This is a genomic window from Pseudomonas jinjuensis, from assembly GCF_900103845.1.
Taxonomy (GTDB): Bacteria; Pseudomonadota; Gammaproteobacteria; order Pseudomonadales; family Pseudomonadaceae; genus Pseudomonas; species Pseudomonas jinjuensis.
Genome location: NZ_FNIJ01000009.1, coordinates 217319 through 243509 on the forward strand (window position 1 = coordinate 217319; position 26191 = coordinate 243509).

At 65.8% G+C, this 26191-nt stretch carries 22 protein-coding genes and 5 tRNA genes; 8 read left to right on the forward strand and 19 right to left on the reverse strand.

Translation table 11 applies throughout. The annotated features are described in order from the left end of the window. Positions 1-19: 19 nt before the first annotated feature. The 4 genes from leuB to leuC form a co-directional block, all read right to left on the reverse strand. Positions 20-1102, reverse strand: a complete 1083-nt coding sequence (leuB, locus tag BLR75_RS14880) for a 3-isopropylmalate dehydrogenase (RefSeq protein ID WP_084311393.1) — start codon at positions 1100-1102, stop codon at positions 20-22. Positions 1103-1174: 72 nt separating this feature from the next. After that, positions 1175-1939, reverse strand: coding sequence for a class I SAM-dependent methyltransferase (locus BLR75_RS14885; RefSeq protein ID WP_084311394.1), 765 nt, complete (start codon positions 1937-1939; stop codon positions 1175-1177). Positions 1940-1975: 36 nt separating this feature from the next. Next, positions 1976-2620 carry a 3-isopropylmalate dehydratase small subunit gene (gene leuD / locus BLR75_RS14890; RefSeq protein ID WP_084311395.1) on the reverse strand — a complete coding sequence of 215 codons (645 nt, stop codon included), beginning with the start codon at positions 2618-2620 and terminating at the stop codon, positions 1976-1978. Between the two features lie 11 nt (positions 2621-2631). After that, complete coding sequence (gene leuC / locus BLR75_RS14895; protein ID WP_084311396.1) at positions 2632-4059, reverse strand: 3-isopropylmalate dehydratase large subunit; 1428 nt, start codon at positions 4057-4059, stop codon at positions 2632-2634. 188 nt (positions 4060-4247) lie between these two features. Between leuC and BLR75_RS14900 the strand changes: the two genes are divergently transcribed. Beyond that, positions 4248-5141: a LysR family transcriptional regulator gene (locus tag BLR75_RS14900; protein WP_084311397.1), complete on the forward strand. Its 894-nt coding sequence runs from the start codon at positions 4248-4250 to the stop codon at positions 5139-5141. A gap of 167 nt (positions 5142-5308) precedes the next feature. Here the strand turns inward: BLR75_RS14900 and BLR75_RS14905 are convergent, their stop codons facing one another. Next, the gene (locus tag BLR75_RS14905; RefSeq protein ID WP_084311398.1) at positions 5309-5755 is read right to left on the reverse strand and encodes an Hsp20 family protein; all 447 of its coding nucleotides are present in this window, start codon (positions 5753-5755) and stop codon (positions 5309-5311) included. A 147-nt stretch (positions 5756-5902) separates the two neighbouring features. On the opposite strand from BLR75_RS14905, the gene BLR75_RS14910 reads away from it, so the two are divergent. After that, a complete protein-coding gene (locus tag BLR75_RS14910) occupies positions 5903-6646 on the forward strand; it encodes an SDR family oxidoreductase (RefSeq protein ID WP_084311399.1) in 744 nt (247 codons plus the stop codon). 192 nt (positions 6647-6838) lie between these two features. On the opposite strand, the gene BLR75_RS14915 is transcribed toward BLR75_RS14910, so the two are convergent. The 10 genes from BLR75_RS14915 to BLR75_RS14960 form a co-directional block, all read right to left on the reverse strand. Continuing rightward, on the reverse strand, positions 6839-7804 hold the full coding sequence (locus BLR75_RS14915; protein WP_084311400.1) for a tRNA dihydrouridine synthase: 966 nt from the start codon (positions 7802-7804) through the stop codon (positions 6839-6841). Positions 7805-7883: 79 nt separating this feature from the next. Further along, a complete protein-coding gene (locus BLR75_RS14920; RefSeq protein WP_084311401.1) occupies positions 7884-8333 on the reverse strand; it encodes an acyl-CoA thioesterase in 450 nt (149 codons plus the stop codon). A 139-nt stretch (positions 8334-8472) separates the two neighbouring features. Beyond that, positions 8473-9315: an alpha/beta fold hydrolase gene (locus BLR75_RS14925; RefSeq protein WP_084311402.1), complete on the reverse strand. Its 843-nt coding sequence runs from the start codon at positions 9313-9315 to the stop codon at positions 8473-8475. Between the two features lie 12 nt (positions 9316-9327). After that, a complete protein-coding gene (locus tag BLR75_RS14930; RefSeq protein ID WP_084311403.1) occupies positions 9328-9867 on the reverse strand; it encodes a TetR/AcrR family transcriptional regulator in 540 nt (179 codons plus the stop codon). A gap of 181 nt (positions 9868-10048) precedes the next feature. Continuing rightward, positions 10049-10124 (reverse strand) — tRNA-Glu (locus tag BLR75_RS14935). 41 nt (positions 10125-10165) lie between these two features. After that, positions 10166-10241: transfer RNA gene (locus BLR75_RS14940), tRNA-Ala, on the reverse strand. 45 nt (positions 10242-10286) lie between these two features. Then, positions 10287-10362 (reverse strand) — tRNA-Glu (locus tag BLR75_RS14945). Positions 10363-10425: 63 nt separating this feature from the next. Beyond that, positions 10426-10501 (reverse strand) — tRNA-Ala (locus tag BLR75_RS14950). Between the two features lie 164 nt (positions 10502-10665). Beyond that, positions 10666-12150 carry a glutamate--tRNA ligase gene (gene gltX, locus BLR75_RS14955; RefSeq protein WP_084311404.1) on the reverse strand — a complete coding sequence of 495 codons (1485 nt, stop codon included), beginning with the start codon at positions 12148-12150 and terminating at the stop codon, positions 10666-10668. Between the two features lie 48 nt (positions 12151-12198). Next, positions 12199-13119 carry a LysR family transcriptional regulator gene (locus tag BLR75_RS14960; protein WP_084311405.1) on the reverse strand — a complete coding sequence of 307 codons (921 nt, stop codon included), beginning with the start codon at positions 13117-13119 and terminating at the stop codon, positions 12199-12201. Between the two features lie 106 nt (positions 13120-13225). Here BLR75_RS14960 and BLR75_RS14965 point away from each other — a divergent pair, with 106 nt between their 5' ends. Both BLR75_RS14965 and BLR75_RS14970 read left to right on the forward strand, forming a co-directional pair. Next, positions 13226-14260 (forward strand): HlyD family secretion protein, encoded by a 1035-nt coding sequence (locus BLR75_RS14965; protein ID WP_084311406.1) that lies wholly within the window; start codon positions 13226-13228, stop codon positions 14258-14260. After that, on the forward strand, positions 14250-15809 hold the full coding sequence (locus BLR75_RS14970; RefSeq protein WP_084311407.1) for a DHA2 family efflux MFS transporter permease subunit: 1560 nt from the start codon (positions 14250-14252) through the stop codon (positions 15807-15809). Before BLR75_RS14965 ends, BLR75_RS14970 begins: the two co-directional genes overlap by 11 nt. A 10-nt stretch (positions 15810-15819) precedes the next feature. Here the strand turns inward: BLR75_RS14970 and uvrB are convergent, their stop codons facing one another. After that, positions 15820-17838, reverse strand: coding sequence for an excinuclease ABC subunit UvrB (gene uvrB / locus BLR75_RS14975; RefSeq protein WP_084311408.1), 2019 nt, complete (start codon positions 17836-17838; stop codon positions 15820-15822). Between the two features lie 176 nt (positions 17839-18014). Between uvrB and BLR75_RS14980 the strand changes: the two genes are divergently transcribed. Both BLR75_RS14980 and BLR75_RS14985 read left to right on the forward strand, forming a co-directional pair. Continuing rightward, positions 18015-19211: an amino acid aminotransferase gene (locus BLR75_RS14980; protein ID WP_084311409.1), complete on the forward strand. Its 1197-nt coding sequence runs from the start codon at positions 18015-18017 to the stop codon at positions 19209-19211. Between the two features lie 70 nt (positions 19212-19281). After that, positions 19282-19357: transfer RNA gene (locus BLR75_RS14985), tRNA-Asn, on the forward strand. A gap of 490 nt (positions 19358-19847) precedes the next feature. Here BLR75_RS14985 and BLR75_RS14990 read toward each other — a convergent pair. The 3 genes from BLR75_RS14990 to recQ form a co-directional block, all read right to left on the reverse strand. Continuing rightward, on the reverse strand, positions 19848-22010 hold the full coding sequence (locus BLR75_RS14990; protein WP_084311410.1) for a FimV/HubP family polar landmark protein: 2163 nt from the start codon (positions 22008-22010) through the stop codon (positions 19848-19850). A 268-nt stretch (positions 22011-22278) separates the two neighbouring features. Further along, positions 22279-22713 (reverse strand): transcriptional regulator SlyA, encoded by a 435-nt coding sequence (slyA, locus tag BLR75_RS14995; protein ID WP_084311411.1) that lies wholly within the window; start codon positions 22711-22713, stop codon positions 22279-22281. A 104-nt stretch (positions 22714-22817) separates the two neighbouring features. Beyond that, positions 22818-24965 carry a DNA helicase RecQ gene (gene recQ / locus BLR75_RS15000; protein ID WP_084311436.1) on the reverse strand — a complete coding sequence of 716 codons (2148 nt, stop codon included), beginning with the start codon at positions 24963-24965 and terminating at the stop codon, positions 22818-22820. Positions 24966-25120: 155 nt separating this feature from the next. On the opposite strand from recQ, the gene BLR75_RS15005 reads away from it, so the two are divergent. Then, complete coding sequence (locus tag BLR75_RS15005) at positions 25121-25708, forward strand: UPF0149 family protein (protein WP_084311412.1); 588 nt, start codon at positions 25121-25123, stop codon at positions 25706-25708. Further along, entirely contained in the window at positions 25709-26101 is a 393-nt protein-coding gene (locus BLR75_RS15010; protein WP_084311413.1) for a YbaN family protein, read from the forward strand. The last annotated feature ends 90 nt before the right edge of the window (positions 26102-26191 follow it).

Here is a 26191-nt window from a genome sequence, read left to right on the forward strand (position 1 = left end):
GGCGGGCGAACCGGAGAGATTACAGATTCCGCAGCGCGGCGACTACAGCATCGCCCATCTCGCGGGTACCGACTTTCCTGCTGCCTTCCGACCAGATGTCTCCGGTGCGCAGCCCCTGGTCCAGCACCTGGCTGACCGCTTTCTCGATGGCATCGGCGGCGGCGCCCTGGTTGAAGCTGTAGCGCAGCATCATCGATACGGAAAGGATGGTCGCCAGCGGGTTGGCGATGCCCTGGCCCGCGATGTCCGGAGCCGAACCATGGCACGGTTCGTACATGCCCTTGTTGTTCGAATCCAGGGATGCAGAAGGCAGCATGCCGATGGAACCGGTGAGCATGGAAGCCTCATCCGACAGAATGTCACCGAACATGTTGTCGGTCACCATCACGTCGAACTGCTTGGGCGCACGCACCAGTTGCATGGCGGCGTTGTCGACGTACATGTGGCTCAGCTCGACGTCCGGGTAGTCCTTGCCGACTTCCTCGGCCACTTCGCGCCACAGCTGGCTGGAAGCGAGGACGTTGGCCTTGTCCACCGAGCACAGCTTCTTGCCGCGCACGCGGGCCATGTCGAAGCCGACGCGGACGATGCGGCGGATTTCGCTCTCGCTGTACGGCAGGGTGTCGTAAGCCTGGCGCTCGCCGTTCTCCAGCACGCGCTGCTCGCGGGGCTGGCCGAAGTAGATGCCGCCGGTCAGCTCGCGGACGATGAGGATGTCCAGGCCGGCGACGATTTCCGGCTTCAGGCTGGAGGCGCCGGCCAGTTGCGGGTAGAGGATGGCCGGACGCAGGTTGCCGAACAGGCCCAGCTGCGAACGGATCTTCAGCAGGCCGCGCTCCGGACGGATGTCACGTTCCAGCTTGTCCCACTTCGGCCCGCCCACGGCGCCGAGCAGCACGGCGTCGGCCTGGCGCGCACGCTCCAAGGTCTCGTCGGCCAGCGGCACGCCGTGCTTGTCGATGGCCGCGCCACCGATCACGTCGTGGGTCAGCTCGAAGCCGAGGCCGAACTTGTCGTTGGCCAGCTCCAGCACCTTGACCGCTTCGGCCATGATTTCCGGACCGATACCGTCGCCGGGGAGAACCAGAATCTGTTTGCTCATCAATTTTTCCTTCGGAAAAGGTTAAAGGCTGCCGGCTCTTGCTTGTCGCCTGCAGCCTGTCGCTTGCAGCCGCTAGTTTGTGGCCCAGATCACCAGCACATCGGTGCTGAAGGAGCCGTCGTCGGCAATCTCGAAATACTCGCGGACTTCCTCGCCCACGGAAACCTGCAGGGCGCGAATGGCGTCGCGCATCACCTGCGGCGTGCGCATGCGCTCGACCCAGGACTGGAACTCCAGGCGCAGGCGCTGGCGCTGGCAGGCGGTGACCGCCAGCCCCGCCTCGCCGAGCAGGCGCGTCCACTCCGAGGGCGAATAATCGCGCACATGGCTGGTGTCGCGCAGCACCTCGACCGTCTGCAGATAGGTATCCAGCAGCGGCAGACCCGGCGCGGCCACGTCGATGAACGCCGCCACGCCGCCCGGCTTGAGCACCCGGCGGACTTCCCGCAGCGCCTGGCCGACATCGCGCCAGTGGTGCGCGGAATAGCGACTGAAGACGAAATCGAACTCGCCATCGGCGAACGGAAGCTGCTCAGCGGCGCCACGCTCGGTGCGGATATTGTCCAGACCGCGCTCGGCGGTGGCCGCAGCCACCACGTCGAGCATTTCGGCGGACAGGTCGTAGGCCACCACCTCTCCCGCCAGCGGCGCCACATTGAAGCTCACATGACCGGCACCACAGCCCAGGTCCAGCACCTTCGCAGCGGTCGTGCCCGACAGGCGCTCGCGCAGCTGGGCGAATTCCTCGCCCTGGGCGTGCACGGCACTGCTCAGGTAGGCGGCAGCCTGGGCGCCGAACTGGCGCTGGACTACCTGCTCGTGGCGAACGTCGGTCATGGTGAGTTCCTTGTGAAATGCACGGGGTCCGAAATATCAGGCGTCGCGGAACAGCCAGGGCTGGCGCTGCCTGTAGCCGGCCTCGAAGTCACGGATGGCGTCGGCGTCCTGCAGGGTCAGGCCGATGTCGTCCAGGCCATTGAGCAGGCAGTGCTTGCGGAACGCGTCCACTTCGAAGCTGTACTGCTTGCCGTCCGGACGGGTCACGGTCTGCGCGGCGAGGTCGACGGTCAGTTGGTAACCCTCGGTGGCTTCGCACTGCTGGAACAGTTCGTCGACTTCATCGTCCTTCAGGATGATCGGCAGCAGGCCGTTCTTGAAGCTGTTGTTGAAGAAGATGTCGGCGAAGCTCGGCGCGATCACGGTGCGGAAACCGTACTCGTCCAGCGCCCACGGCGCGTGCTCGCGGGACGAACCGCAGCCGAAGTTCTCGCGGGCCAGCAGCACGCTGGCGCCCTGGTAACGCGGGAAGTTCAGGACGAAGTCCTGGTTCACCGGACGCTTCGAGTTGTTCTGGTTCGGCTGGCCGACGTCCAGATAGCGCCACTCGTCGAACAGGTTCGGGCCGAAGCCGGTGCGCTTGATCGACTTGAGGAATTGCTTGGGGATGATCTGGTCGGTATCGACGTTGGCACGATCCAGCGGCGCGACGAGACCGGTGTGTTGGGTAAAGGCTTTCATGGTCGGTCTCCTCAGGCCTGCATCAATTCGCGTACGTCGATGAATCGACCGGTAACGGCGGCCGCGGCAGCCATCGCCGGGCTGACCAGGTGGGTGCGCCCGCCGGCGCCCTGGCGGCCTTCGAAGTTGCGGTTGGAGGTGGACGCGCAATGCTCGCCGCTCTCCAGGCGGTCCGGGTTCATCGCCAGGCACATGGAGCAGCCCGGTTCACGCCATTCGAAACCGGCCTCGATGAAGATCTTGTCCAGGCCTTCCTGCTCGGCCTGCGCCTTCACCAGCCCCGAGCCCGGCACGACCAGCGCCTGTTTCACGCTGGAAGCGACCTTGCGCCCCTTGGCCACAGCGGCTGCGGCGCGCAGGTCTTCGATGCGCGAGTTGGTGCAGGAGCCGATGAACACGCGATCCAGCTGGATATCGGTGATCGCCTGGTTGGCCTTCAGGCCCATGTACTTCAGGGCGCGGACGATGGAGTCGCGCTTGACCGGGTCGGCTTCGACGGCCGGGTCCGGCACGTTCTGGTCGACGGCCAGGACCATTTCCGGCGAGGTGCCCCAGCTGACCTGCGGCTTGATGTCTTCGGCACGCAGCTCGACGATGGTGTCGAAATGCGCATCGGCATCGGAAACCAGGTCTTTCCAGGCAGCCACTGCCTTGTCCCAGTCGGCGCCCTTCGGCGCGAACGGGCGGCCTTCGACGTAGGCGATGGTCTTCTCGTCGCACGCCACCATGCCGACGCGGGCACCGGCTTCGATGGACATGTTGCAGATGGTCATGCGGCCTTCCATGGACAGGTCGCGGATGGCGCTGCCGGCGAACTCCAGCGCGTGGCCGTTGCCGCCCGCGGTGCCGATCTTGCCGATCACGGCGAGGACGATGTCCTTGGCGGTGACGCCGAACGGCAGGGTGCCTTCCACGCGGACCTGCATGTTCTTCATCTTCTTCGCCACCAGGCACTGGGTCGCCAGCACGTGCTCGACCTCGGAGGTGCCGATGCCGTGGGCCAGCGCGCCGAAGGCGCCGTGGGTGGAGGTGTGCGAGTCGCCGCAGACCACGGTCATGCCCGGCAGGGTCGCGCCCTGCTCCGGGCCGACCACGTGGACGATGCCCTGGCGCACGTCGTTCATCTTGAATTCGAGGATGCCGAAGTCATCGCAGTTCTCGTCCAGGGTCTTGACCTGGATGCGCGAGACTTCGTCGGCGATGGCTTCCAAGCCACCCTTGCGCTCGGCCTGGGTGGTCGGCACGTTGTGGTCCGGGGTGGCGATGTTGGCATCGATGCGCCACGGCTTGCGCCCGGCCAGGCGCAGGCCTTCGAAGGCCTGCGGCGAGGTCACTTCGTGGAGGATGTGGCGGTCGATGTAGATCAGCGACGAACCATCGTCACGGCGCTTGACCTCATGCATTTCCCAGAGTTTGTCGTACAGCGTCTTGCCGGCCATCAGAGAATTCCTCATCAGCGTCTTTCTATGCCCGTAGGGCTTGTGGGGATGATGCTATGGCCTCGCACCGAATAACTCAAATTCATATTTTTTATTCAAAGCATTCCCATGAGGAATGCAGTGAGTTATAAGTTTGGGCCACCGCGAAACCTCCATTTTTACCGACGTTCGCTGCCTGGAGCCCTGACATGGATCTGACCAGCCTCAACACCTTCCTCGCCATCGCCGAGTCCGGCAGCTTTTCCGAAGCCGGAGAGCGCCTGCACCTGACCCAGCCGGCGGTGAGCAAGCGTATCGCGGCGCTGGAAAGCCAGCTGGGCGTGCGTCTGTTCGACCGGGTCGGCCGCGAGGTGAGCCTGACCGAGGCCGGCCGCGCCCTGCTGCCACGGGCCTACCAGATCCTCAATGTGCTGGACGACACCCGCCGCGCCCTGGCCAACCTCAGTGGCGAGATCAGCGGCCGGCTGGTGCTCGCCACCAGCCACCACATCGGCCTGCATCGCCTGCCGCCGCTGCTGCGCGCCTTCACCCGCGCGCATCCGCAGGTGGCGCTGGACATCCAGTTCCTCGACTCGGAAGTGGCTTATGAAGAGATCCTGCACGGCCGCGCCGAACTGGCGGTGATCACCCTGGCTCCGGAAACCGCCGAGCCGGTGCGCGCGGTGCCGGTGTGGGACGACACGCTGGACTTCGTCGCCGCGCCGGAACATCCGCTGTCCCGCCAGGGACCGGTGTTCCTTGCCGACGTGGCCAAGCACCCGGCGGTCTTCCCCGGCGGCAACACCTTCACCCACCACATCGTCCGCCGCATGTTCGAGGCCGAGGGCCTGACGCCGAACATCGGCATGAGCACCAACTACATGGAGACCATCAAGATGATGGTTTCCATCGGTCTCGCCTGGAGCGTGCTGCCGCGCACCATGCTCGACGACCAGGTGGTGCGCCTGCCGCTGCAGGACATCCAGCTCAGCCGCCAGCTCGGCTACATCATGCATACCGAGCGCACCATGTCGAACGCCGCGCGGGCCTTCATGGCGCTGCTCGATGCGCAGGCGGTGGGAATGGAACCGCTGGTCTACTAAGCAACGCCGAACCTGTAGGAGCCAGCTTGCTGGCGATCATTCGAGTCAGCCGGCACCTCATTGCCGGCTGAAATCCTGGATCGCCAGCAAGCTGGCTCCTACAAGAAATTCCTGAGCAGGGAAACGACAAGGGCGCCCGCAGGCGCCCTTGTCTTGGCAGTGGCTTGTCAGCCTTCCAGCGCCGGGCGCTGGCCGTTGATGGCGATCCGCTTGGGCTTGGCTTCTTCCGGAACGATACGCTCCAGGTCGACGTTCAGCAGGCCGCTGTCCAGCGATGCGCCCCTGACCTCGATATGGTCGGCGAGGCGGAACGACAGCTTGAAGCCGCGCTGGGCGATGCCCTGGTGCAGGTAGGTGACGTTGTCGGAAGACTTCTCGCGCCGACCACCACTGACGGTCAGCACGCCACGTTCGACCTGCAGTTCCAGATCCTCCTCCCGCAGGCCGGCGACGGCGATGACGATGCGATAGTGATCGTCACCATGCTTCTCGACGTTGTAGGGCGGATAGGAGCTGCCGGCCTCGTTGCGCAGGGCAGACTCGAAGAGATCGTTGAAACGGTCGAAACCAACGGATTGACGGAACAGAGGGGCGAGAGAAAAAGCGTTGCTCATGGCGAATCTCCTGAATAATCAGCAAGGTTTCTGGAGCCTGTGCGCAGGACTCCGGTGTGGGACCCGACTTCGGCATTCCCACGCACTTACAGATAAGGACTACGAAACGCTTTTCAAGACTGCCGTTCGTCGAGGAGGAATCCCTTCATGAAAGTCATGCTGATCACCGGCGCCAGCCGGGGCATCGGTGCCGCCACCGCGCTGCTCGCCGCCGAACGCGGCTATGCGGTGGGCATCAACTACCACCGCCAGCGCGAAGCCGCCGAGGCCCTGGCGCAACGGATCGAGGCCGCCGGCGGACGTGCCGTGGCGATCGGCGCGGACGTTTCCAGCGAAGAAGATGTGCTGCGCATGTTCCGCGAACTGGACCAGTCCCTCGGCCGGCTCGACGTGCTGGTCAACAACGCCGGCATTCTGGAACAGCAGATGCGCCTGGAGAACATGGATGCCGCGCGCCTGCAGCGGGTCTTCGCGATCAACGTCACCGGCAGCTTCCTCTGCGCCCGCGAGGCGGTGAAGCGCATGTCGATCCGCCACGGCGGCAAGGGCGGCAGCATCGTCAACGTCTCCTCCATGGCCTCGCGCCTGGGCTCGCCCAACGAGTACGTCGACTACGCGGCGGCGAAAGGCGCCATCGACAGCATGACCATCGGCCTGTCGAAGGAAGTGGCCGCCGAGGGCATCCGCGTCAATGCGGTGCGGCCGGGGCTGATCGACACCGAGATCCACGCCAGCGGCGGCGAACCGGGCCGGGTCGAACGGCTGAAGTCGGCGATTCCGCTGGGGCGCGGCGGCGAACCGGAAGAAGTGGCGCGGGCGATCCTGTTCCTCGCCTCGGACGAGTCCAGCTACAGCAGCGGGACCTTCATCGATGTGAGCGGCGGGCGGTAATCGCGTAGCGAGTCGCCCCCAGGAATGCGCAGGGTGGATGGCGCTTTTCCATCCACCATTCCAGCCCCGGCACGTGGGAATGGTGGATCGATAGAGCTGATCCACCCTACGGTCCGTGTCGCCGACGAGTTGTGCAAGGTGGGTGAGACCCGCCCCGCCGTAGGAGCGGGCCATACCCGCGACCCTACCCAATCAGGCCGCCAGCTCCCCGAGCGCCTCCCCCAGCAGCAACCGGTCCAGCCGCTCGCAATCGCTCTCGCGGCGGGCCACGGCGAACAGTTCGAGCGCTTCCGGATAGCTGCGGGTGAGCATGCCCAGCCACTGCTTCAGCCGCCCCGGGGCATAGCGCGGCGCCAGCTTGCGCCGGGCCTGGCGCCAGAAATCGTCGAGCAGCAGGCGGACTTCGGTCCAGGGCATTTCCGCGACCTCGCGACCGTCGCGCCAGGCGGCGATCTGCCGGGCCAGGTCCGGGCGGGACACCAGGCCGCGGCCGAGCATGATGTCCTCCACCCCGCTGATCTCCCGGCAGCGCAGGTAATCGGCCAGGGTCCAGACCTCGCCATTGGCGAACACCGGCACCGGCACCGCCTCGGCGACCCGCGCCACCCATTCCCAGTGCGCCGGCGGCTTGTAGCCGTCGACCTTGGTCCGCGCGTGCACCACCACGTGCGCCGCCCCACCATCGGCCAGGGCGCGGGCGCAATCCAGGGAGCCGTCCGGACTGTCGTAGCCCAGGCGCATCTTGGCGCTCAGCGGGATCGCCTGCGGCACGGCACGGCGCACCGTCTCGACGATCCGGTGCATCAGCTCCGGCTCCTTGAGCAGCACGGCGCCGCCGCGGGAGCGGTTCACCGTCTTGGCCGGGCAGCCGAAATTCAGGTCGATCACCGGCGCGCCCAGTTCGCAGGCGAGCGCGGCGTTTTCCGCCAGGCACTGCGGATCGGAACCGAGCAGTTGCACGCGCATCGGCGTCCCCGCACAGGTACGGCTTCCCCGCTCCAGCTCGGGCGCGAGCTGGAGGAAGGCCGACGGCGGCAACAGCCGGTCGTTGATGCGGATGAATTCGGTAACGCACCAGTCGATGCCGCCGACACGGGTCAGCACATCGCGAAGAATGTCGTCTACCAGCCCCTCCATGGGAGCCAGGGCGATTTGCACGGAAGCCGGACCTCGAAACTGTGAAGGCCGCGGATTGTAGGAAAAGCGTCGCCCGGAGCAAAGCGCCAGGCGACGGAGATCAGAGCGCCTCGACCGGAGCCGGCAACAGCGCCCGGCCGTAACCTTCGACGAACTCCGCCGGCATGCGCTTCGGCTTGCCGCTGGAGAGTTCGATGCAGACGAAGGTGGTCTGCGCGCGCAGCAGGGTCGCGGCATCGCTCGGGCGGACCAGCTGGAAATGCCGCTTCATCCGCAGGCGCTGGTCGGATTCGACGATCCAGGTGCCCATCTGCAATTCCTCGCCCTCGTAGGCGGCGAGGAGATAGTCGACCTCATGGCGAACCACGGCCATGGCGCGGTCCAGGCGGCGGTACTCGGCCAGGTCGAGCCCCAGGCGCTGCGAGTGGCGCCATGCGCAGCGCTCCAGCCAGCTCACGTAGACGGCGTTGTTGGCGTGGCCGAGGCCGTCGATGTCTTCGGCCTTGACCTCGATATCGATCACGAACGGATCGGGCAAATCCCAACTCATGCGTAGTACTCCAGGCTTCCGGCCGGGTCCGCCGGCCGGACGATTCATTCGGCGAGTGAATCGGTGACGGTTGCAGGCTGCCCAGTTTACAGGGCAGGCGCCGGACGTCACGGCCTGAGATGTGTTTTTCCGAGGGTTGTCAGCAAGCCAGCGCCAGCCGGGCCGAGCGCTCTTCCACGCGCTCCAGCAGTTCCAGCACCGCATCGGCCAGCGCCGGCTCGGCGAGCACGGCGTGGTGGCCGCCTTTCGGCAGGCGCAGCAGGCGGCTGTCGTCCCAGGCGGCGTGGATTTCGCCGGAGTCCTCCACCGGCACCACCCGGTCATCCTCGGCGTGGACCACCAGCCCGGGCATATCCAGCTGATAGTGCGCCACGTCGATCTGCGCGGCCGCCATGCCGACATCCCGCTCGACCCGGCGAATGAAACGCGAGCGAGCTGCCGGCGGCAGTCCGACGAAGCGGGCGAAGCGGCGCAGCACGGAAATCACCCTGCTCGGCGAGGCGACCGTCACCAGCGCCTCGGTACGCAGACCGAGCTGGGTCGCCAGCAGAGCGCTGGAGCCGCCCATGGAATGGCCGATCACGGCGCGCAGCGGCGGCAGTTCGTCGGCGGCCTCCAGCAGCGCGCGGGCGAACAGCACCACGTTGGCTTCCTCGCCGGGAGAACGGCCGTGGGCCGGGCCGTCCAGCGACACCACCGAATAGCCGGCGCCGACCAGTTTCTCGATCAGCGCGGCGAACTGCGTCGGCCGCCCTTCCCAGCCGTGCATCAGCAGCACCGCGGGGCCGGAACCCCAGCGCAAGGCCGACAGGCCGAAACGCAGGGTGACCCGCTCGGCACTGGCCAGCAACGGCAGCTCCCAGTCACGCGGCGGATATTCCTGGGGCGTCACGAACATCCTGTGCATCCGCCCGGCGACCCATTCCGGAGCGATACGCCCCACGACGCCATTGATTCCCCGAACCCAGGCCAAGCTGCTCATGCCAGCACCTCCTCAGATCACCGCCTTCTTCGCGGCACGCAGGACACGGTCGGACAGGTCGCCCGGGCCAAGCGCCCGGGCAAGAGCCAGTCCACCCACCATCAGAGCCATATCGGCCAGCACGGCATCCGCCTCTTCGGGACGCCCCGCCAACTCCGCAGTCATCAGCTCCATGTGCTCGACCAGGGCCTGGCGGAAGCCTTCCGGCAGGTTCGCCACCTCGGCCAGGGAACTGGGAATCGGGCAACCTTCGTCCTCGCTGTCGCGGTGCTTGCGCGACAGGTAGAACGCAGCGACCAGCGCCCGCCGCTCGGCGGAGGACAAGGCCGGATCGAGGTTCTTCAGCAGCGCCCGGCGTGTACAGAGCAATTGCCGGAAGGCCTCCAGCATGAGGGCGTCCTTGCTCTCGAAGTGGGCATAGAAACCACCGACGGTCAGCCCCGCCGCGCCCATCACCTCGCCAACGCTGGGCTCGACGGGCCCGTGCTTGAGCAGTGCCGAGGATGCGGCATCGAGGATGCGTTCACGGGTCTGGGCCTTCTTGTCGCTCATGGTTTTCCTGTCGCTCACGGTTGCCTTCCTGCCAAAAATATTATGATAGAAATATTATTCTCATAATAAAAATCGGCAAGCGCTGAGTGCGACCATTGGTCGGAGGATTTTCGGGGAGCGGAAAAACAAAAGGGCCACTCGAAGAACGAGTGGCCCTATAGGCCCCGCAGAGCGGGAAAATTGGCGTCCCCTAGGGGACTCGAACCCCTGTTACCGCCGTGAAAGGGCGGTGTCCTAGGCCACTAGACGAAGGGGACGGAACCTTCGAAGAAATCCACGAACGTGGATTCTGGCAATTTGGTGGAGCTAGACGGGATCGAACCGTCGACCTCTTGCATGCCATGCAAGCGCTCTCCCAGCTGAGCTATAGCCCCAGAACAACTCTGGCTGACGATGCATGAACATCGTCGCTGGAATAGTGGCGTCCCCTAGGGGACTCGAACCCCTGTTACCGCCGTGAAAGGGCGGTGTCCTAGGCCACTAGACGAAGGGGACGCAAAACCTTCGATTTTCAGCCCTGGCAATTTCCTGGAAAATCACCAGAGATTACTGGGAATTTGGTGGAGCTAGACGGGATCGAACCGTCGACCTCTTGCATGCCATGCAAGCGCTCTCCCAGCTGAGCTATAGCCCCGTCGGTTAGGACGGGCGGCATCTTATGATCGGGCAGGCACCCTGTCAACATTATTTTTTCTTAAAGCCCAAAAAATTTTCCGCAAGAACAACCACTTACCCCGCCCCATCATGAAAACGGCCCGCACAGGGCGGGCCGTTTATCGTCTGGCTGGGGAAATCGGCTCAGCCGGGAATGGCGTCGCGAATCTTCTCCCACTCCTTGGCTTCCTTCTTCGACGCGCCGCCGAGCAGCTCCAGGGCCTGGCGCAGGCGATAGCGCGACAGGTCAGCGCCGAGGATCTCCATGGCGTCCAGCACCGACACCGAACTGGCCTGGCCGGTGATGGCCGGGAACATCAGCGGCATCACGTCACGCAGCTTGAGGCCCAGGTGCTCGGCCACCGCCTGGATGCAGCCAGTAATCTTCTCTTTTTCCCACTGGCGCAGCGCCTCCAGCTTCCATAGCAGCAGCTGCAGGACCTGGCGCACCTGGGTGGCGTCGAGCTTCTTGTGCTCGAACAGGCTGGCGTCCAGCTGCACTCCACCGCTGAAGAAGAAACCGGCGAGCGGCGCGATCTGGCTGAAGTTCTCCACCCTGCCCTGCACGTGCGGGGCGATCTTCATCAGGTATTCGGGATTCAGCGCCCACTTCTGCACTTCCCGGGCGAAGTCTTCCACCGCCAGTTCGCGGATCCACTGCCCGTTCAGCCAGGACAGCTTCTCCAGGTCGAAGATCGGCCCACCGAGGGAAACCCGCGACAGGTCGAAGTTCTCGATCATCTCGGCGAGGGTGAACTTCTCGCGCTCATCGGGCATCGACCAGCCCATGCGGCCGAGATAGTTCAGCAGCGCCTGCGGCAGGTAGCCCATGCGCTCGTAAAAGGTGATGGAGGTGGGGTTCTTGCGCTTGGACAGCTTGCTCTTGTCCGGATTGCGCAGCAGCGGCATGTAGCACAGCACCGGCTGCTCCCAGCCGAAGTACTCGTAGAGCTTGATCAGCTTCGGCGCCGACGGTAGCCACTCCTCGCCGCGCAGGACGTGGGTGATGCCCATCAGGTGGTCGTCCACCACGTTGGCGAGGAAGTAGGTCGGCAGGCCGTCGGCCTTCATCAGCACCTGCATGTCCATGCGATCCCACGGGATCTCGACGTCGCCGCGCAGCATGTCCGGCACCACGCAGACGCCCTCGGTCGGCACCTTCATGCGCACGACATGGGATTCGCCCGCAGCGATGCGGCTGGCCGCCTCTTCCTTCGACAGGTGCATGCACAGGCCGTCGTAGCGGGGGGTTTCCTTGCGCGCCTGCTGTTCGGCGCGCACCGCATCCAGGCGCTCCGGGGTGCAGAAGCAGGGGAAGGCGTGGCCCTTCTCGACCAGTTCGTCGGAGTACTTCTTATAGATGGCGCCGCGCTCGCTCTGCCGATACGGGCCATGCGGGCCGCCGACGTCCGGGCCTTCGTCCCATTCGATGCCGAGCCAGCGCAGGGCGTCGAAGATCTGCTGTTCGGACTCGCGGGTGGAGCGCAGTTGGTCGGTGTCCTCGATGCGCAGGATGAACTGGCCGCCGTGCTGGCGGGCGAAGCAGAGGTTGAACAGCGCGATGTAGGCGGTGCCGACGTGCGGGTCGCCGGTGGGAGACGGCGCGATACGGGTGCGAACGGTGGTCATGAAGGCTCTCGTGCAAAGCGAAAGAAACAGCGCGGCCGATGACCGCGCTCATGGGCGCGATGTTATCAGGCGGGCCGCCCCCGGCTCCAGCCACTGGCCTTCCGTCACCGGCAGGCAACCGATGAGGAAGTCGAGGAAGGCCTTCACTTTCATCGCCTGGAAACGCCTCGAAGGATAGACCGCATAGATTTCCCCGGCCGGCAGCTGCACCTCCGGCAACAGCCGTACCAGCCGCCCCGCCTCGACCCAGGCGTCGACGATCAGCTCGGGCAGCGCGGCGATTCCCGCCCCCGCCAGCACCGCCTCGCGGGCGAAGGTCACGTTGTTGCAGGACAGCACCCGCTGGCAGGGCACCTGCTCATCCGCCAGCGGCCAGTAGCGCTGGGAATCCTGCTGCAGCAGCACGCCGCGATGCCGCTCCAGGTCCCCCGGCCGTTCCGGCCGGCCATGCAGGCGGATGTATTCGGGACTGGCGCACAGGCAGCGCTTGCTGATCAGCAGCCGGCGGGCGATCAGGGTGGAATCCTCCGGCTGGCCGACCATGATGGCGATGTCCACGCCCTCCTCCAGCGGATCGACGATCCGCGAGGTCAGCTCCACTTCCGCGCTGATCTGCGGATACAGGCGCATGAAATCGCCGAGCACCCCGGCCAGGTAGACCTGCCCGAACTCGATCGGCGAAGTGATGCGCAACTGGCCGGACGGCGCCTGCTGCAACTGCATCACCGCCTGCTCGGCCTCGGCGAAGTCGAGCATGATCTGCCGGCAGCGGTCGTAGTACGCCTGCCCCACTTCGGTCAGGCGCAGCTTGCGCGTGGTGCGATTGAGCAGGCGCACCCCCAGGCGCTCCTCCAGCAGGGCGATGCGCCGGCTCACCGTCGATTTCTGCATGCCCATACTTTGCGCGGCCTGGGTAAAGCTGTGGCATTCCACGACCCGGGTGAAGATCAGCGCATCATCCAGCCCCATCATTGTTCCCTGTATGCAACAAAGTTTCCGAAGTGTAGCGGCTAGGGGCCACTGAGGAACACTGGTAGATTGGCAAGAATTTGCTCAACCAAACGCTCGTTTTCCCATGCCCACACAACTCAAGCGTCGCCTTTCCATTTTCCTCGTGCTGCTGTGCCTGGTAGCCGCCACCCTGCTCGGCCGCTGGTATTTCATCGGCCGCTTCGTCGAGACCACCGACAACGCCTACGTGCAGGGCGAAATCACCCGTATCGCCAGCCAGCTCGGCGCACGCATCGAGGAGGTGCTGGTGCATGACAACCAGCATGTGGAGAAGGGCCAGTTGCTGGTCCGCCTGGAAGCCAGCGATTTCCAGCTCGCCCTGGACCGCGCCAAGGCGAGCCTTGCCACCCGCGAGGCAGAACTGGCCCAGGCGCGCAGCAAGCTGAAAGGCCAGGCGAGCACGATCGCCGCCAGCGCAGCCGATCTGAATGCCAGCCAGGCCACCTTCGGCCGCGCCCAGATCGACCTGAACCGCGCCCAGGCCCTACGCAAGCCCGGCTACGTCTCCGAAGAGCGCGTCACCACCCTCACCGCCGACTCCCGCGTCGCCCGCTCCCAGGTGGCCAAGGCCGAGGCCGACCTGCGCGCCCAGCAGGTCCAGCGCGACACCCTGGGCGCCGACATCCAGCGCCTGGAAGCACAGATCGCCAGCGCCCGCACCGAGGTCGCCCAGGCCGAGATCAACCTGGCCCGCACGGAAATCCGAGCACCGGTAAGCGGCCTGGTCGGCCAGCGCAGCGCGCGGGTCGGCCAGTACGTGCAGAACGGCCAGGGACTGCTGTCGCTGGTGCCGGACGAAGGCATCTGGGTCCAGGCCAACTTCAAGGAAACCCAGGTCGGCCGCATGCGGCCGGGGCAGAAGGCGCGCCTGGTGCTGGACGCCTTCCCCGACCAGCCCATCGAAGGCGCCGTGGAAAGCCTGTTCGCCGCCTCCGGCGCACAGTTCAGCCTGCTGCCGCCGGACAACGCCACCGGCAACTTCACCAAGGTGGTGCAGCGCATTCCGGTGAAGATCACCTTCGCCGGCGACAACCCGCTGCAAGGCCTGATCCGCCCCGGCATGTCGGTGGAGGCCGAGGTCGAGTTCCGTGAGCACTGATGTCCTCGTCCGGCCGACGGAGTCCGCCAGCCGCCGCGACTGGATCGCCGTGCTCAGCGTCATGCTCGGCGCGTTCATGGCGATCCTCGACATCCAGATCACCAATTCCTCGCTGAAGGACATCCAGGGCGCGCTCTCTGCCACCCTGGAGGAAGGCTCGTGGATTTCCACTTCCTACCTGGTGGCGGAAGTCATCATGATCCCGCTGACCACCTGGCTGGTGCAGCTGCTCTCGGCGCGGCGCCTGGCGGTGGTGATCTCCATCGGCTTCCTGATTTCCTCGCTGCTCTGCTCGCTGGCCTGGAACCTGGAAAGCATGATCGTGTTCCGCGCCCTGCAGGGCTTCACCGGCGGTGCGCTGATCCCCCTGGCCTTCACCCTGTCGCTGCTCAAGCTGCCGGACCACCAGCGCGCCAAGGGCATGGCGCTGTTCGCCATCACCGCCACCTTCGCCCCCTCCATCGGCCCGACCCTGGGCGGCTGGCTGACCGAGAACTGGGGCTGGGAATACATCTTCTATATCAACGTGCCGCCGGGGCTGGTGATGATCGCCGGCCTGCTCTACGGCCTGGAGAAGAAGGCGCCGCACTGGGAACTGCTCAAGCGCACCGACTATGCCGGCATCGTCACCATGGCCGTCGGCCTGGGCTGCCTGCAGGTGTTCCTCGAGGAAGGCCATCGCAAGGACTGGCTGGAATCCAGCCTGATCCTCAGCCTCGGCAGCATCGCCAGCATCAGCCTGATCCTGTTCGTGATCCTGCAGCTGTCGCGGCCCAGCCCGCTGATCAACCTGCGCATCCTCGGCAATCGCAACTTCGGCCTGGCCGGGATTGCCAGCGTCGGCATGGGCATGGGCCTGTATGGCTCGATCTTCGTGCTGCCGCTCTACCTTGCGCAGATCCAGGGCTACAACGCCATGCAGATCGGCGAAGTGATCATGTGGATGGGCTTCCCCCAGTTGCTGCTGATCCCGCTGGTGCCGCGGCTGATGAAGGTGGTGCCGCCGCGCTTCCTCTGCGCCATCGGCTTCTGCCTGTTCGCCTCGGCCAGCTTCTTCTCCGGGGTGCTCAACCCGGACTTCGCCGGGCCGCAGTTCAGCCACATACAGCTGGTCCGCGCCATGGGCCAGCCGCTGATCATGATCACCGTGTCGCTGATCGCCACCGCCTACATCCTGCCGCAGGACGCCGGCTCCGCCTCGGGGCTGTTCAACATCCTGCGCAACCTCGGCGGCGCGATCGGCATCGCCCTGCTCTCGACCCTGCTGGATAGCCGCGCCAAGGTCTATTACGACTACCTGCGCGAATCCGTGGTGCCGAGCAACGGCGCGGTGGACGAGCGCCTGGCGCAGCTCACCGCCCAGCTCGGCAGCCAGCAGGCGGCGCTGGGCAAGCTGAGCGAGATCGTGCACCAGCAGGCGTCGATCATGGCCTACAACGATGCCTTCCACGTCATCGGCATCTTCCTCATGGTCGGCATGTTCGCCATCCTGCTGACCAAGCCGCTGCCGCCGGGCATGGGTACTTCGGCGGCCGCGGAAGCGCACTGACGGGCAAGGATCAGCCGAACTCGACCAGCCTTTCCCGCAACTTGTGGATCTCGTCGCGCACCGCCGCGGCGGATTCGAACTCCAGGTCGCGGGCCAGCTTGTACATGCGCTCTTCCAACTGGTGGATGCGTTTGCCGATCTCGGCCGGCGTGCGCAGCTGTTCCGCCTCGTAGCGACCGCTCTCCTCCGCCACCTTGGCCACGCCACGGCGCTTGCCGCGACCGCCGGGCACGGTGGCGCCTTCGAGGATGTCCTTGATGTCCTTCTTCACGCCCTTCGGCACGATGCCGTGGGCCTCGTTGAAGGCAATCTGCTTGGCGCGACGCCGTTCGGTCTCGCCGATCGCCCGCTGCATCGAGCCGGTGACGTTGTCGGCATAGAGGATCGCCTTGCCGTTCAGGTTGCGCGCGGCGCGGCCGATGGTCTGGATCAGCGAGCGCTCGGAACGCAGGAAACCTTCCTTGTCCGCGTCCAGCACCGCCACCAGCGACACCTCGGGCATGTCCAGGCCCTCGCGCAACAGGTTGATGCCCACCAGCACGTCGAAGGCGCCGATACGCAGGTCGCGGATGATTTCCACCCGTTCCACCGTCTCGATATCCGAGTGCAGGTAGCGCACTCGCACGTCGTGATCGCCCAGGTAGTCGGTGAGATCCTCGGCCATGCGCTTGGTCAGGGTGGTGACCAGCACGCGTTCGTCGCTGGCCACGCGCAGGCGGATTTCCGAGAGCAGGTCGTCGACCTGGGTGAGCGCCGGGCGCACCTCGATTTCCGGGTCGACCAGGCCGGTGGGACGCACCACCTGCTCGATCACCCGCCCGGCGTGCTGCGCTTCATAAGGGCCGGGCGTCGCGGAAACGAAGATGGTCTGCGGGCTGATCGCCTCCCATTCCTCGAAGCGCAGCGGCCGGTTGTCCAGCGCCGAGGGCAGGCGGAAGCCGTACTCCACCAGGGTTTCCTTGCGCGAACGGTCGCCCTTGTACATGGCGCCGACCTGCGGAACGCTGACGTGGGATTCGTCGATCACCAGCAGCGAGTTGGCCGGCAGGTAGTCGTAGAGGGTCGGAGGCGGCTCGCCCGGAGCGCGCCCGGACAGGTAGCGCGAGTAGTTCTCGATGCCGTTGCAGTAGCCCAGCTCGAGGATCATCTCCAGGTCGAAGCGGGTGCGCTGCTCCAGGCGCTGCGCCTCGACCAGCTTGTTGTTGTTGCGCAGGTACTCCAGGCGCTCCTTCAGTTCTTCCCGGATCTGGTCCACCGCGTTCATCAGGGTTTCCCGCGGGGTGACGTAGTGGCTCTTCGGATAGAAGGTGAAGCGCGGCAGCTTGCGCAGCACCTCGCCGGTGAGCGGATCGAAGGCGGCGATGTTCTCCACCTCGTCGTCGAACAGCTCGACGCGGATCGCTTCCATCTCGGATTCGGCCGGGAAGATGTCGATCACGTCGCCGCGCACGCGGAAGCTGGCGCGGGCGAAATCCATGTCGTTGCGGGTGTACTGCAGGCTGGTCAGGCGGCGCAGCAGCTCGCGCTGGTCCATGCGGTCGCCGCGATCGAGGTGCAGCACCATCTTCAGGTAGGAAGCCGGATCGCCAAGGCCGTAGATCGACGACACGGTGCAGACGATGATCGCGTCCTCGCGCTCCAGCAGGGCCTTGGTCGCCGACAGGCGCATCTGCTCGATGTGGTCGTTGATCGAGGCGTCCTTCTCGATATAGGTGTCGGAGGACGGCACGTAGGCTTCCGGCTGGTAGTAGTCGTAATAGGAGACGAAGTACTCCACCGCGTTGTGCGGGAAGAAGGTCTTGAACTCCCCGTACAGCTGCGCGGCCAGCGTCTTGTTCGGCGCCAGCACCATGGTCGGGCGCTGCACCTGGGCGATCACGTTGGCGATGCTGAAGGTCTTGCCGGAACCGGTCACGCCGAGCAGCGTCTGGTGCGACAGGCCGGCTTCCAGGCCCTCCACCATCTGCCGGATGGCCTCGGGCTGATCGCCCGCCGGCTTGAATTTCGAGTCCAACTGGAATGTCGACATGGGTACCTCGCTCGGGGGCTGTGACGCTGAAGGGCAAGCGGCGTCAAAACCGGGTGAATGCTCCTCGCTGCATTCACCCGGGACCGATATAATACCGACCCGCCGACGCAACCCCCAGCGCCCGTCGCGAAGGGTTGCACTTGCAACCACATCCTTGCCTTTAGAGCTGCCGACAAATGAGTCTGTTCTCCGCCGTCGAAATGGCCCCCCGCGACCCCATCCTGGGACTGAACGAAGCGTTCAATGCCGATACCCGTCCCGGAAAGATCAACCTGGGGGTTGGCGTGTACTACAACGAGGAAGGCCGCCTTCCTCTGCTGCGCGCCGTACAGGCCGCCGAGCAGGCCCGCATCGAGGCGCACGCGCCGCGCGGCTACCTGCCGATCGAAGGTATCGCCGCCTATGACCAGGGCGTGCAGAAGCTGCTGTTCGGCGCAGATTCCGAACTGCTGGCCGAAGGCCGCGTGGTGACCACCCAGGCCGTCGGCGGGACCGGCGCGCTGAAGACCGGCGCCGACTTCCTCAAGCGCCTGCTGCCGGACGCCGTGGTCGCCATCAGCGACCCGAGCTGGGAAAACCACCGCGCGCTGTTCGAAGCCGCCGGCTTCCCGGTGCAGAACTACCGCTACTACGACGCCGCCACCCAGGGCGTGAACCGCAGCGGCATGCTGGAAGACCTGAAGGCCCTGCCGGCCCGCTCCGTCGTCGTGCTGCACGCCTGCTGCCACAACCCGACCGGCGTCGACCTGAGCCTGGAAGACTGGCAACAGGTTCTCGACGTGCTGAAGTCCAAGGAACACGTGCCGTTCCTCGACATCGCCTACCAGGGCTTCGGCGACGGGATCGACGAGGACGCCGAAGCGGTGCGCCTGTTCGCCAAGTCCGGGCTGAACTTCTTCGTATCCAGCTCGTTCTCCAAGTCCTTCTCGCTGTACGGCGAGCGCGTCGGCGCACTGTCCATCGTCACCGACAGCCGCGAGGAATCCGCCCGCGTCCTGTCGCAGGTGAAGCGCGTCATCCGCACCAACTACTCCAACCCACCGACCCACGGCGCCAGCGTGGTCGCCGCCGTGCTCAACAGCCCCGAGCTGCGCGGCCTGTGGGAAGAGGAACTGGGCGAGATGCGCAACCGCATCCGCGCCATGCGCGAAGCCATGGTCGCCCAACTGGCCGCCTTCGGCGCCAAGCGCGACTTCGGCTTCGTCGCCCGGCAGCGCGGCATGTTCTCCTACTCCGGCCTGACCGCCGAGCAGGTGGAGCGCCTGAAGAACGAATTCGGCATCTATGCCGTCGGCACCGGCCGTATCTGCGTTGCTGCGCTGAACAACAGCAACATCGAAACGGTCACCCGCGCCATCGTCCAGGTGCTCTGACAAAAGGATCGGGAAGTCGAGCTGGAAAGCTTGACTTCCCCTTTTTAATCAGTAGGATACGCACCGTTGTTCCGCGATAGCTCAGTCGGTAGAGCAAATGACTGTTAATCATTGGGTCCCTGGTTCGAGTCCAGGTCGCGGAGCCAGATTCGAAAGCCCTCGGCACATGCCGGGGGCTTTTTCGTTTGGGCAGCTGGACTCTCACCAGGGACTGCGTCCCTGGTTATTCGGCCCTACGGGCCTCACCCCTCGGGGCCGCGCTGAAGCGCGTTCGGCTGACGCCGTCGAGTCCAGGTCGCGGAGCCAGATTCGAAAGCCCTCGGCACATGCCGGGGGCTTTTTCGTTTGGGCGGCTGGACTCTCACCAGGGACTGCGTCCCTGGTTATTCGGCCCTACGGGCCTCACCCCTTCGGGGCCGCGCTGAAGCCCGTTCGGCTGACGCCGTCGAGTCCAGTAGCGTAGGGTGGATGACGCTTTTTCATCCACCATTCAGGCTTCGGCACGCGGGAATGGTGGATCGATGGAGCGTGATCCACCCTACGCGCGCTGCTCGTCGCTTACAGGCTCCTGCGTCCAAAGGCAGACACAAAAAAGCCGGTCATCCCGACCGGCCTTTTAGTACTCGTTCACCCGCCTCAGGCGATCTTCGCCAGCAGCTCGCGCGCCTCGGCGCTTTCCTCGGAGTCGCCGTTCTCGATGATCCGCTTGAGGATGACGTAGGCCTCGTCGAGGTTGCCCTCGTCGATGCAGCGGCGGGCGCGGTCGAGTTCGACGAGGAGTTCGTCGTGCTGGGAAGGCACTTCTTCCAGATCGCCGAGCAGATCGCTTTCCACCAGTTCGTCCTGCCGCCGGAACACGCCGGCCTGTTCGCTGCCCGGATCGAATTCGGTCACTTCCGGGAGTTCGAACAGATTGCTGGTGAAGTCTTCCGGCTCGGCCAGCCGTGCCGGGCTCTTGCGGCACAGCGGATTCTCCAGCGGGTTGTCCAGGTCGAGGCTATCCCAGTCGAGATCCCAGGAGACGTCGTCCAGCTCTTCCGCAACCTTTTCCGGCGGCCTGCCCTGGCTGGCGACAGCGGGCTCGTCGAGTTCCAGATCATCCCAGTCGGTCAATGGCTCGGGAGCCGTTTCCGCCTCCTCCACTTTCTCCACCCGGGGCTTTTCCACCGCAGCGGGGGCCTTCACTTCGGTCGCCGCCTTCTGCAGGACCGGATAGCGCGCCACGATCTGCTCCACTTCCCGGCGATCGCCGCCCAGTTCCAGATATTCGCTCTCCTGCTCATGGAAGCCGGATACGTCGCCCAGTTCCGCCAGCACGGTCATCAGCTTGACGCGCATGTCGAGGCGCTGCGGGCTCTGCGCGATGGACTCGCTCAGCATGTCGCGGGCGTGGCCGAAGCGACCGTAGGCGATGTAGATGTTGGCGCCCTCCAGGCCATCGGCGCTGGCCGTGGGCAGCCTGATCACAGTCGCATCGGCGACAGGCGCGGCAGCCGGGGCAGCCGGGGCACGGACGGGCGCAACGGCCGGCAAGGTCTCCACGACGGGCAACTGGAGCTGGAGACGGGTCTGCACGGGCTCTTCCCGCACCGGCTCAGGCTCCCTGACCTGCTGCGCCAGCGGAGCGCCATCCGGTTCGCCCTGGCGCCGGTGACGGGCCAGGAGCAGTCCGCCGAGCAGGGCCAGCAGGCCCCCGACGGTCAGCCAGCGCCAGCCGATCGGCGGCTCCGCGGCGGCTTCGGCCACCGCCGGCTTCGCCGCAGCCTCCACGGGGGCGGCACTCGGCGTCACCGCAGGCGCAGCGGCCTGGGCCTTCGCAGCTGCGGCCGCGTCAGCCTGACGCCGCTGCACTTCGGCCTGCAGCGTCTGAATCTGCTGGTCGCGCGCTTCCAGCGCCTTCTGCAGGGCATCCAGCTGCTGCGCCATGCTGTCCAGGCGTTCGTTCAGCTCTGTGCGCTCCGCGGAAAGCCCGGTCAGCTCGGCCTTCACCTGGGCATCCGCTGCCGGAACCGCGGGCGCCGCTGCTACCTCGGCGGGCCGGGCTGCCACGGGCGGGGCGACGGCCGGGACAGCCTGCGGCGGCGCAGCCGGCGCCTGGCGGCCAGCGGGCAGTACCAGGGTCTGCCCTACCCTCAGCCGGTGGGCATCGCCGCCGATGAATGCCTGCGGGTTGAGCTGGTAGATGTCCGCCATCAGCTGCTTGTGCTGCGCGCCGCTGGCGCCAAGCCGCGAGGCGATCCTCCACAGCGTATCGTTGCGCACGGTGAGGTAGCGCCCTTCGCTCGCGACGGCAGGTTCGCCCTGCACGGCGGGATGGAACGCTGCCGGCCGCTCCCGGACAGGCTGCGGTGAAGCGATCCTGTAGGGTTCGCTGGCGACGGAACGGGTCGCCACCGGAGCATATTCCGGCGGATCGAAGAGCAGCGTGTATTCGCGCATCAGCCGGCCGTTCGGGCGCTCCACTTCCAGCAGGAAGTTCAGGTAGGGCTCGCGCACCGGCTGGGTCGAGGTCACCCGGATGTAACCCCGGCCACCGCGGATGACCGGGGTGAAGCGCAGGTCATTGAGGAACAGGAAGCGCTCCACGCCCGCCTGCTGGAACGAGGCTTCGCTCGCCAGCCTGGCGATCAGTTCGTCAGTGCTCAGGTTGCCCACCTGCAGCAGCTCGATGTCGGCGCTCAGCGGCTGGTTCAGCGCGGAATGCAGGGTGACGTCGCCGAGGCCGAGGGAATATGCGTGGCCGGATACGGCCAGTGTGAGGGCGGCAAGCGCCAGAGGAATTCGCTTTTTCTTGTTCATGACCCCCAACCCTCTTGTCCCGGATTCGCAGGCTTCCCGGCACTACTGGCGAAGGCCTGTGCCGGTACCACTCAATCATTGGATTTTCCGACCGCAACCCCCACGAGCGTGAAAGCCCGTTGCTATCACGGCATAGGTGGGAAAGGCCGTGCGGTCAAGAAAACTCGTCAAAAAACCAACGAACCCTCCAGGAAACCCGACGAGTTGCGGGCCTCACAAGAGGGTCGACGGAAAAATGACGTGCTACCGGCATAATGTGAAGGGGTTCTCAATTTTTCTCAAGATTGGCGAGGATGCGCGCGAGAATCTTTTGACATAACGCAACCTCCTCTTCGGGGATTCCCTGCAGGACATCGTTGCGCACGTTGGCGGCGATGTTTTCGATGTCGGCGATCAGCACATCGGCCTTGGGCGTCAGGCAGATGTGCTTGGCGCGCCGGTCCTCCGCCACCGCCTGGCGGCGCACCAGCCCCTGGGACTCCAGGCCGTCCAGCAGACGCGCCAGGGTCGGCCCCTCGACGCCCACCGACTGGGCCAGTTCGCGCTGGGTGGGGGAACGGGCATTGCGCGCGAGGTGCAGCAGGACCAGCCAGCGCGCCTGGGACAGGCCGAGATGGCTGAGACGGCGGTCGAGTTCCGCCCGCCAGGCCCGCGAGGCCTGGGCAAGCTGGGTTCCGAAGTAGTGCTTGTCGTTGTCTGGCATTGTGGAAGCGACTTCAGGCTAATTGATTTAGCTAATTATTAGCGTGCTAATCAAGGCCGCACAATGTCAATTTGTCGCAGACTGTATCGTGAGATAACCGTTCGTCAGACTTCGAGCTCGGCTTGCAGGGCCGCCCGCACGCAGTGCAACACCCCCGCCGGCACCCTGCCGTCGAAGCGTTCGGCGAGTTCGGCCACCGGCGGCAGCTCGCCGTCACCTTCGAGGAAGGCGTCCTGTATCTCGCCCATCAGCTCTTCCGGCAGGTCCAGCGCCTGCTCCAGGCTCAGCTGCTGGCGGCCGATGGCCTCGGCCAGCAGGCTGTAGACGTTCTTCTCGGTGCAGTCGAGCTGGCGGGCGATCTGTGCCGGGGTCATGCCGGCGCGGGCCAGGGTCACCAGTTCATGGCGCAGGTCGACGGCCGGGGCCGGGGCGTCGGGCGCCGCTTCGGACTCGGTGAGCACGTCGAGGAAGGCCTGGCCGTAGCGTTCCAGCTTGCGCGCGCCGACGCCACTGACCTGGGCCATCGCGGTGAGCGTGGTGGGCTGGCTGCGCAGCATTTCCAGCAGGGTCGCGTCGGGGAAGATCACGTAGGGCGGCACCGAGTGCTCCTGGGCCAACTTGCGCCGCAGGGTGCGCAGGGCCTCCCACATCTCGCGCTCTTCCTGGCGCACCAGTTGGCTGGCCGGACTGGCGCCGCCAGTGGAAGACGACGACTTGCTGCGCTGCGGCTTGGGATCGCGGCGCAGGGCCAGCGTCTCTTCGCCGCGCAGCAGCGGGCGGCAGGCCTCGGTCAGGCGCAGGCCGTTGAAGCCGTCGATGTCCACATCGGCGAAACCACGGGCGACCAGTTGCCGGAACAGGGTGCGCCATTCGTCCTCGGCACGGGACTTGCCGATGCCGAATACCGCCAGGTGCTGGTGGCCGGCACTGCGGACCTTCTCGGTTTCCTTGCCCAGCAGCACGTCCACCAGATGGCCGACGCCATAGCGCTGGCCGCTGCGATAGATCGCCGACAGCGCCTGGCGCGCCGGCTCGGTGGCGTCCCAGGTTTCGACGCCATCCACGCAGACGTCGCAATGGCCGCAGGGATTGGCCAGTTCCTCGTCGAAATAGGCCAGCAGCGCCTGGCGCCGGCAGCGGGTTTCCTCGCACAGCGCGAGCATGGCCTCCAGCTTGTGCCGCTCGACGCGCTTGTGGCGCTCGTCGCCCTCGGAGTTCTGCATCATCTGCCGCAGCAGCAGCACGTCCTGCAGGCCGTAGGCCATCCAGGCATCCGCCGGCAGGCCGTCGCGGCCGGCACGGCCGGTTTCCTGGTAATAGGCTTCCAGGCTTTTCGGCAGGTCGAGGTGGGCGACGAAGCGCACGTTGGGCTTGTCGATGCCCATGCCGAAGGCGATGGTCGCCACCATGATCAGGCCTTCCTCGTTGAGGAAGCGCTTCTGGTTGAAGGCGCGCAGATCGTTGGACAGCCCCGCGTGGTACGGCAGCGCCGGATAGCCCTGGTTGCTGAGGAACTCGGCGACCTCCTCGACCTTCTTGCGCGACAGGCAGTAGACGATGCCCGCGTCGCCCCGCCGCTCGGCGAGGAAGCCGAGCAGCTGCTTGCGCGGCTGCTCCTTGGGCACGATGCGGTAGAAGATGTTCGGCCGGTCGAAGCTGGAGAGGTATTGCTCGGCGTTCTGCAGGTGCAGGCGCTGGATCATCTCATCGCGGGTGCGCATGTCCGCGGTGGCGGTCAGGGCGATGCGCGGCACGTCCGGGAACTGCTCGGCGAGCTGGCCGAGTTGCAGGTATTCCGGGCGGAAGTCGTGGCCCCATTGCGACACGCAGTGCGCCTCGTCGATGGCGAACAGGCTGACCCGCAGGCGCTGCAGGAAGGCCAGCATGCGCGGCTGCACCAGGCGCTCGGGGGCGAGATAGAGCAGCTTGATCTCGCCGCGGCGCAGGCGGTCGGCGATGTCGCGCTGCTCTTCCGGGCTCTGCGTGGAGTTCAGCGCCACCGCCGGCACGCCCAGCTCGTCGAGGGTGGCGACCTGGTCGTCCATCAGCGCGATCAGCGGCGAAACCACCACCGTCAGGCCGTCGCGCAGCAGCGCCGGGACCTGGAAGCACAGCGACTTACCGCCGCCGGTGGGCATCAGCACCAGGGCATCGCCGCCGCCGGCCACCCGCTCGATGATCCGCGCCTGATTGCCACGGAAGGCGTCGTAACCGAATACGTCTTTGAGGATGCGCTGGGCCTGGTCGAGCATGGGGGACTCCGAATCGAAGCCGCGCATTATACGCAAGGTGCTCCATTCGTTTGTCGCATGTCATCGCAAAGCGCGTCGCCAGGGCTCCGGCCTTTTGCCCGCGGGCCCCGGAGGGACTACAATTCAGGCCCGCATCCCCTCCGAGGTAGTAGCCGATGTCCTTCCACGAACAGCTGTCCCGCCTGCAAGCCTTCCTCGATGCAGACGATCTGCACGAAGAAGCCTTGGACTACGTGGCGGCACACGGTTACCTGACCGCCCTGGCGATCTGCCCGGACGAAGTTCCGGAGCGCGAGTGGATCGACGCCCTGTTCGCCGAGCCGCCGCACTATCGCAGCGACGAGGAACGTGCGGAGATCGAGAGCACCCTGGTGCTGCTCAAGGGCCACATCACCCGCATGCTCGCCAGCGACGAGGAAGTGGAGCTTCCCTGCGACCCGGAACTCGGCCCGGACCCGGACGATTCCGACATCCGCGGCTGGTGCATCGGCTTCATGGAAGGCGTGTTCCTCCGCGAGGCGGTGTGGTTCGAGCAGGCCGAGGAGGAAGTCAGCGAGCTGCTGCTGCCGATCATGGTCGGTTCGGGGCTGTTCGACGAACAGCCGGAGTTCGAGGAAATCGCCCGCGACCGCCATCTGGTCGACGACATGGTGGCGCAGATCCCCGAGCTGCTGACCAACCTGTTCCTGCTCTGCCAGGCCCCGGAAGAGAAACCCGCCCTGCTCAAGCCACGCCATCACTAAGTGGAAATCCGCCGTCCCACCCAGGTCTGGGTGCGCTACTGTCTGCTCGGCGTCGGCTGGCTCAGCGTCGTCCTCGGCGTGATCGGCATCTTCCTGCCAATCCTGCCGACCACGCCATTCCTGCTGCTCGCGGCTGCGTGCTTCATGCGCAGCTCGCAGCGTTTCTACGACTGGCTGGTCGGCCACCCCAGGCTCGGCCCGTGGATTCGCGACTACCTCGACGGCGAAGGCATTCCGCTGAAGGGCAAGGTCTATACCCTGCTGCTGATGTGGACCAGCATCGGCTTCTCCTGCTACCTCATCCGCCGCCCGCTGGCCTGGGCGTTCATGCTGACCAGCGCGACGCTGGTGTCGATCTACATCCTGCGCTTGAAGACCCGCGAGATTCGCTGAGGCCCCTACACGGTCGTGCTCTTCGTAGGAGCGAGCTTGCTCGCGAATGGTCTCGTAGGACGCGGGAGCGTGGGAACGATGAAGATTCGC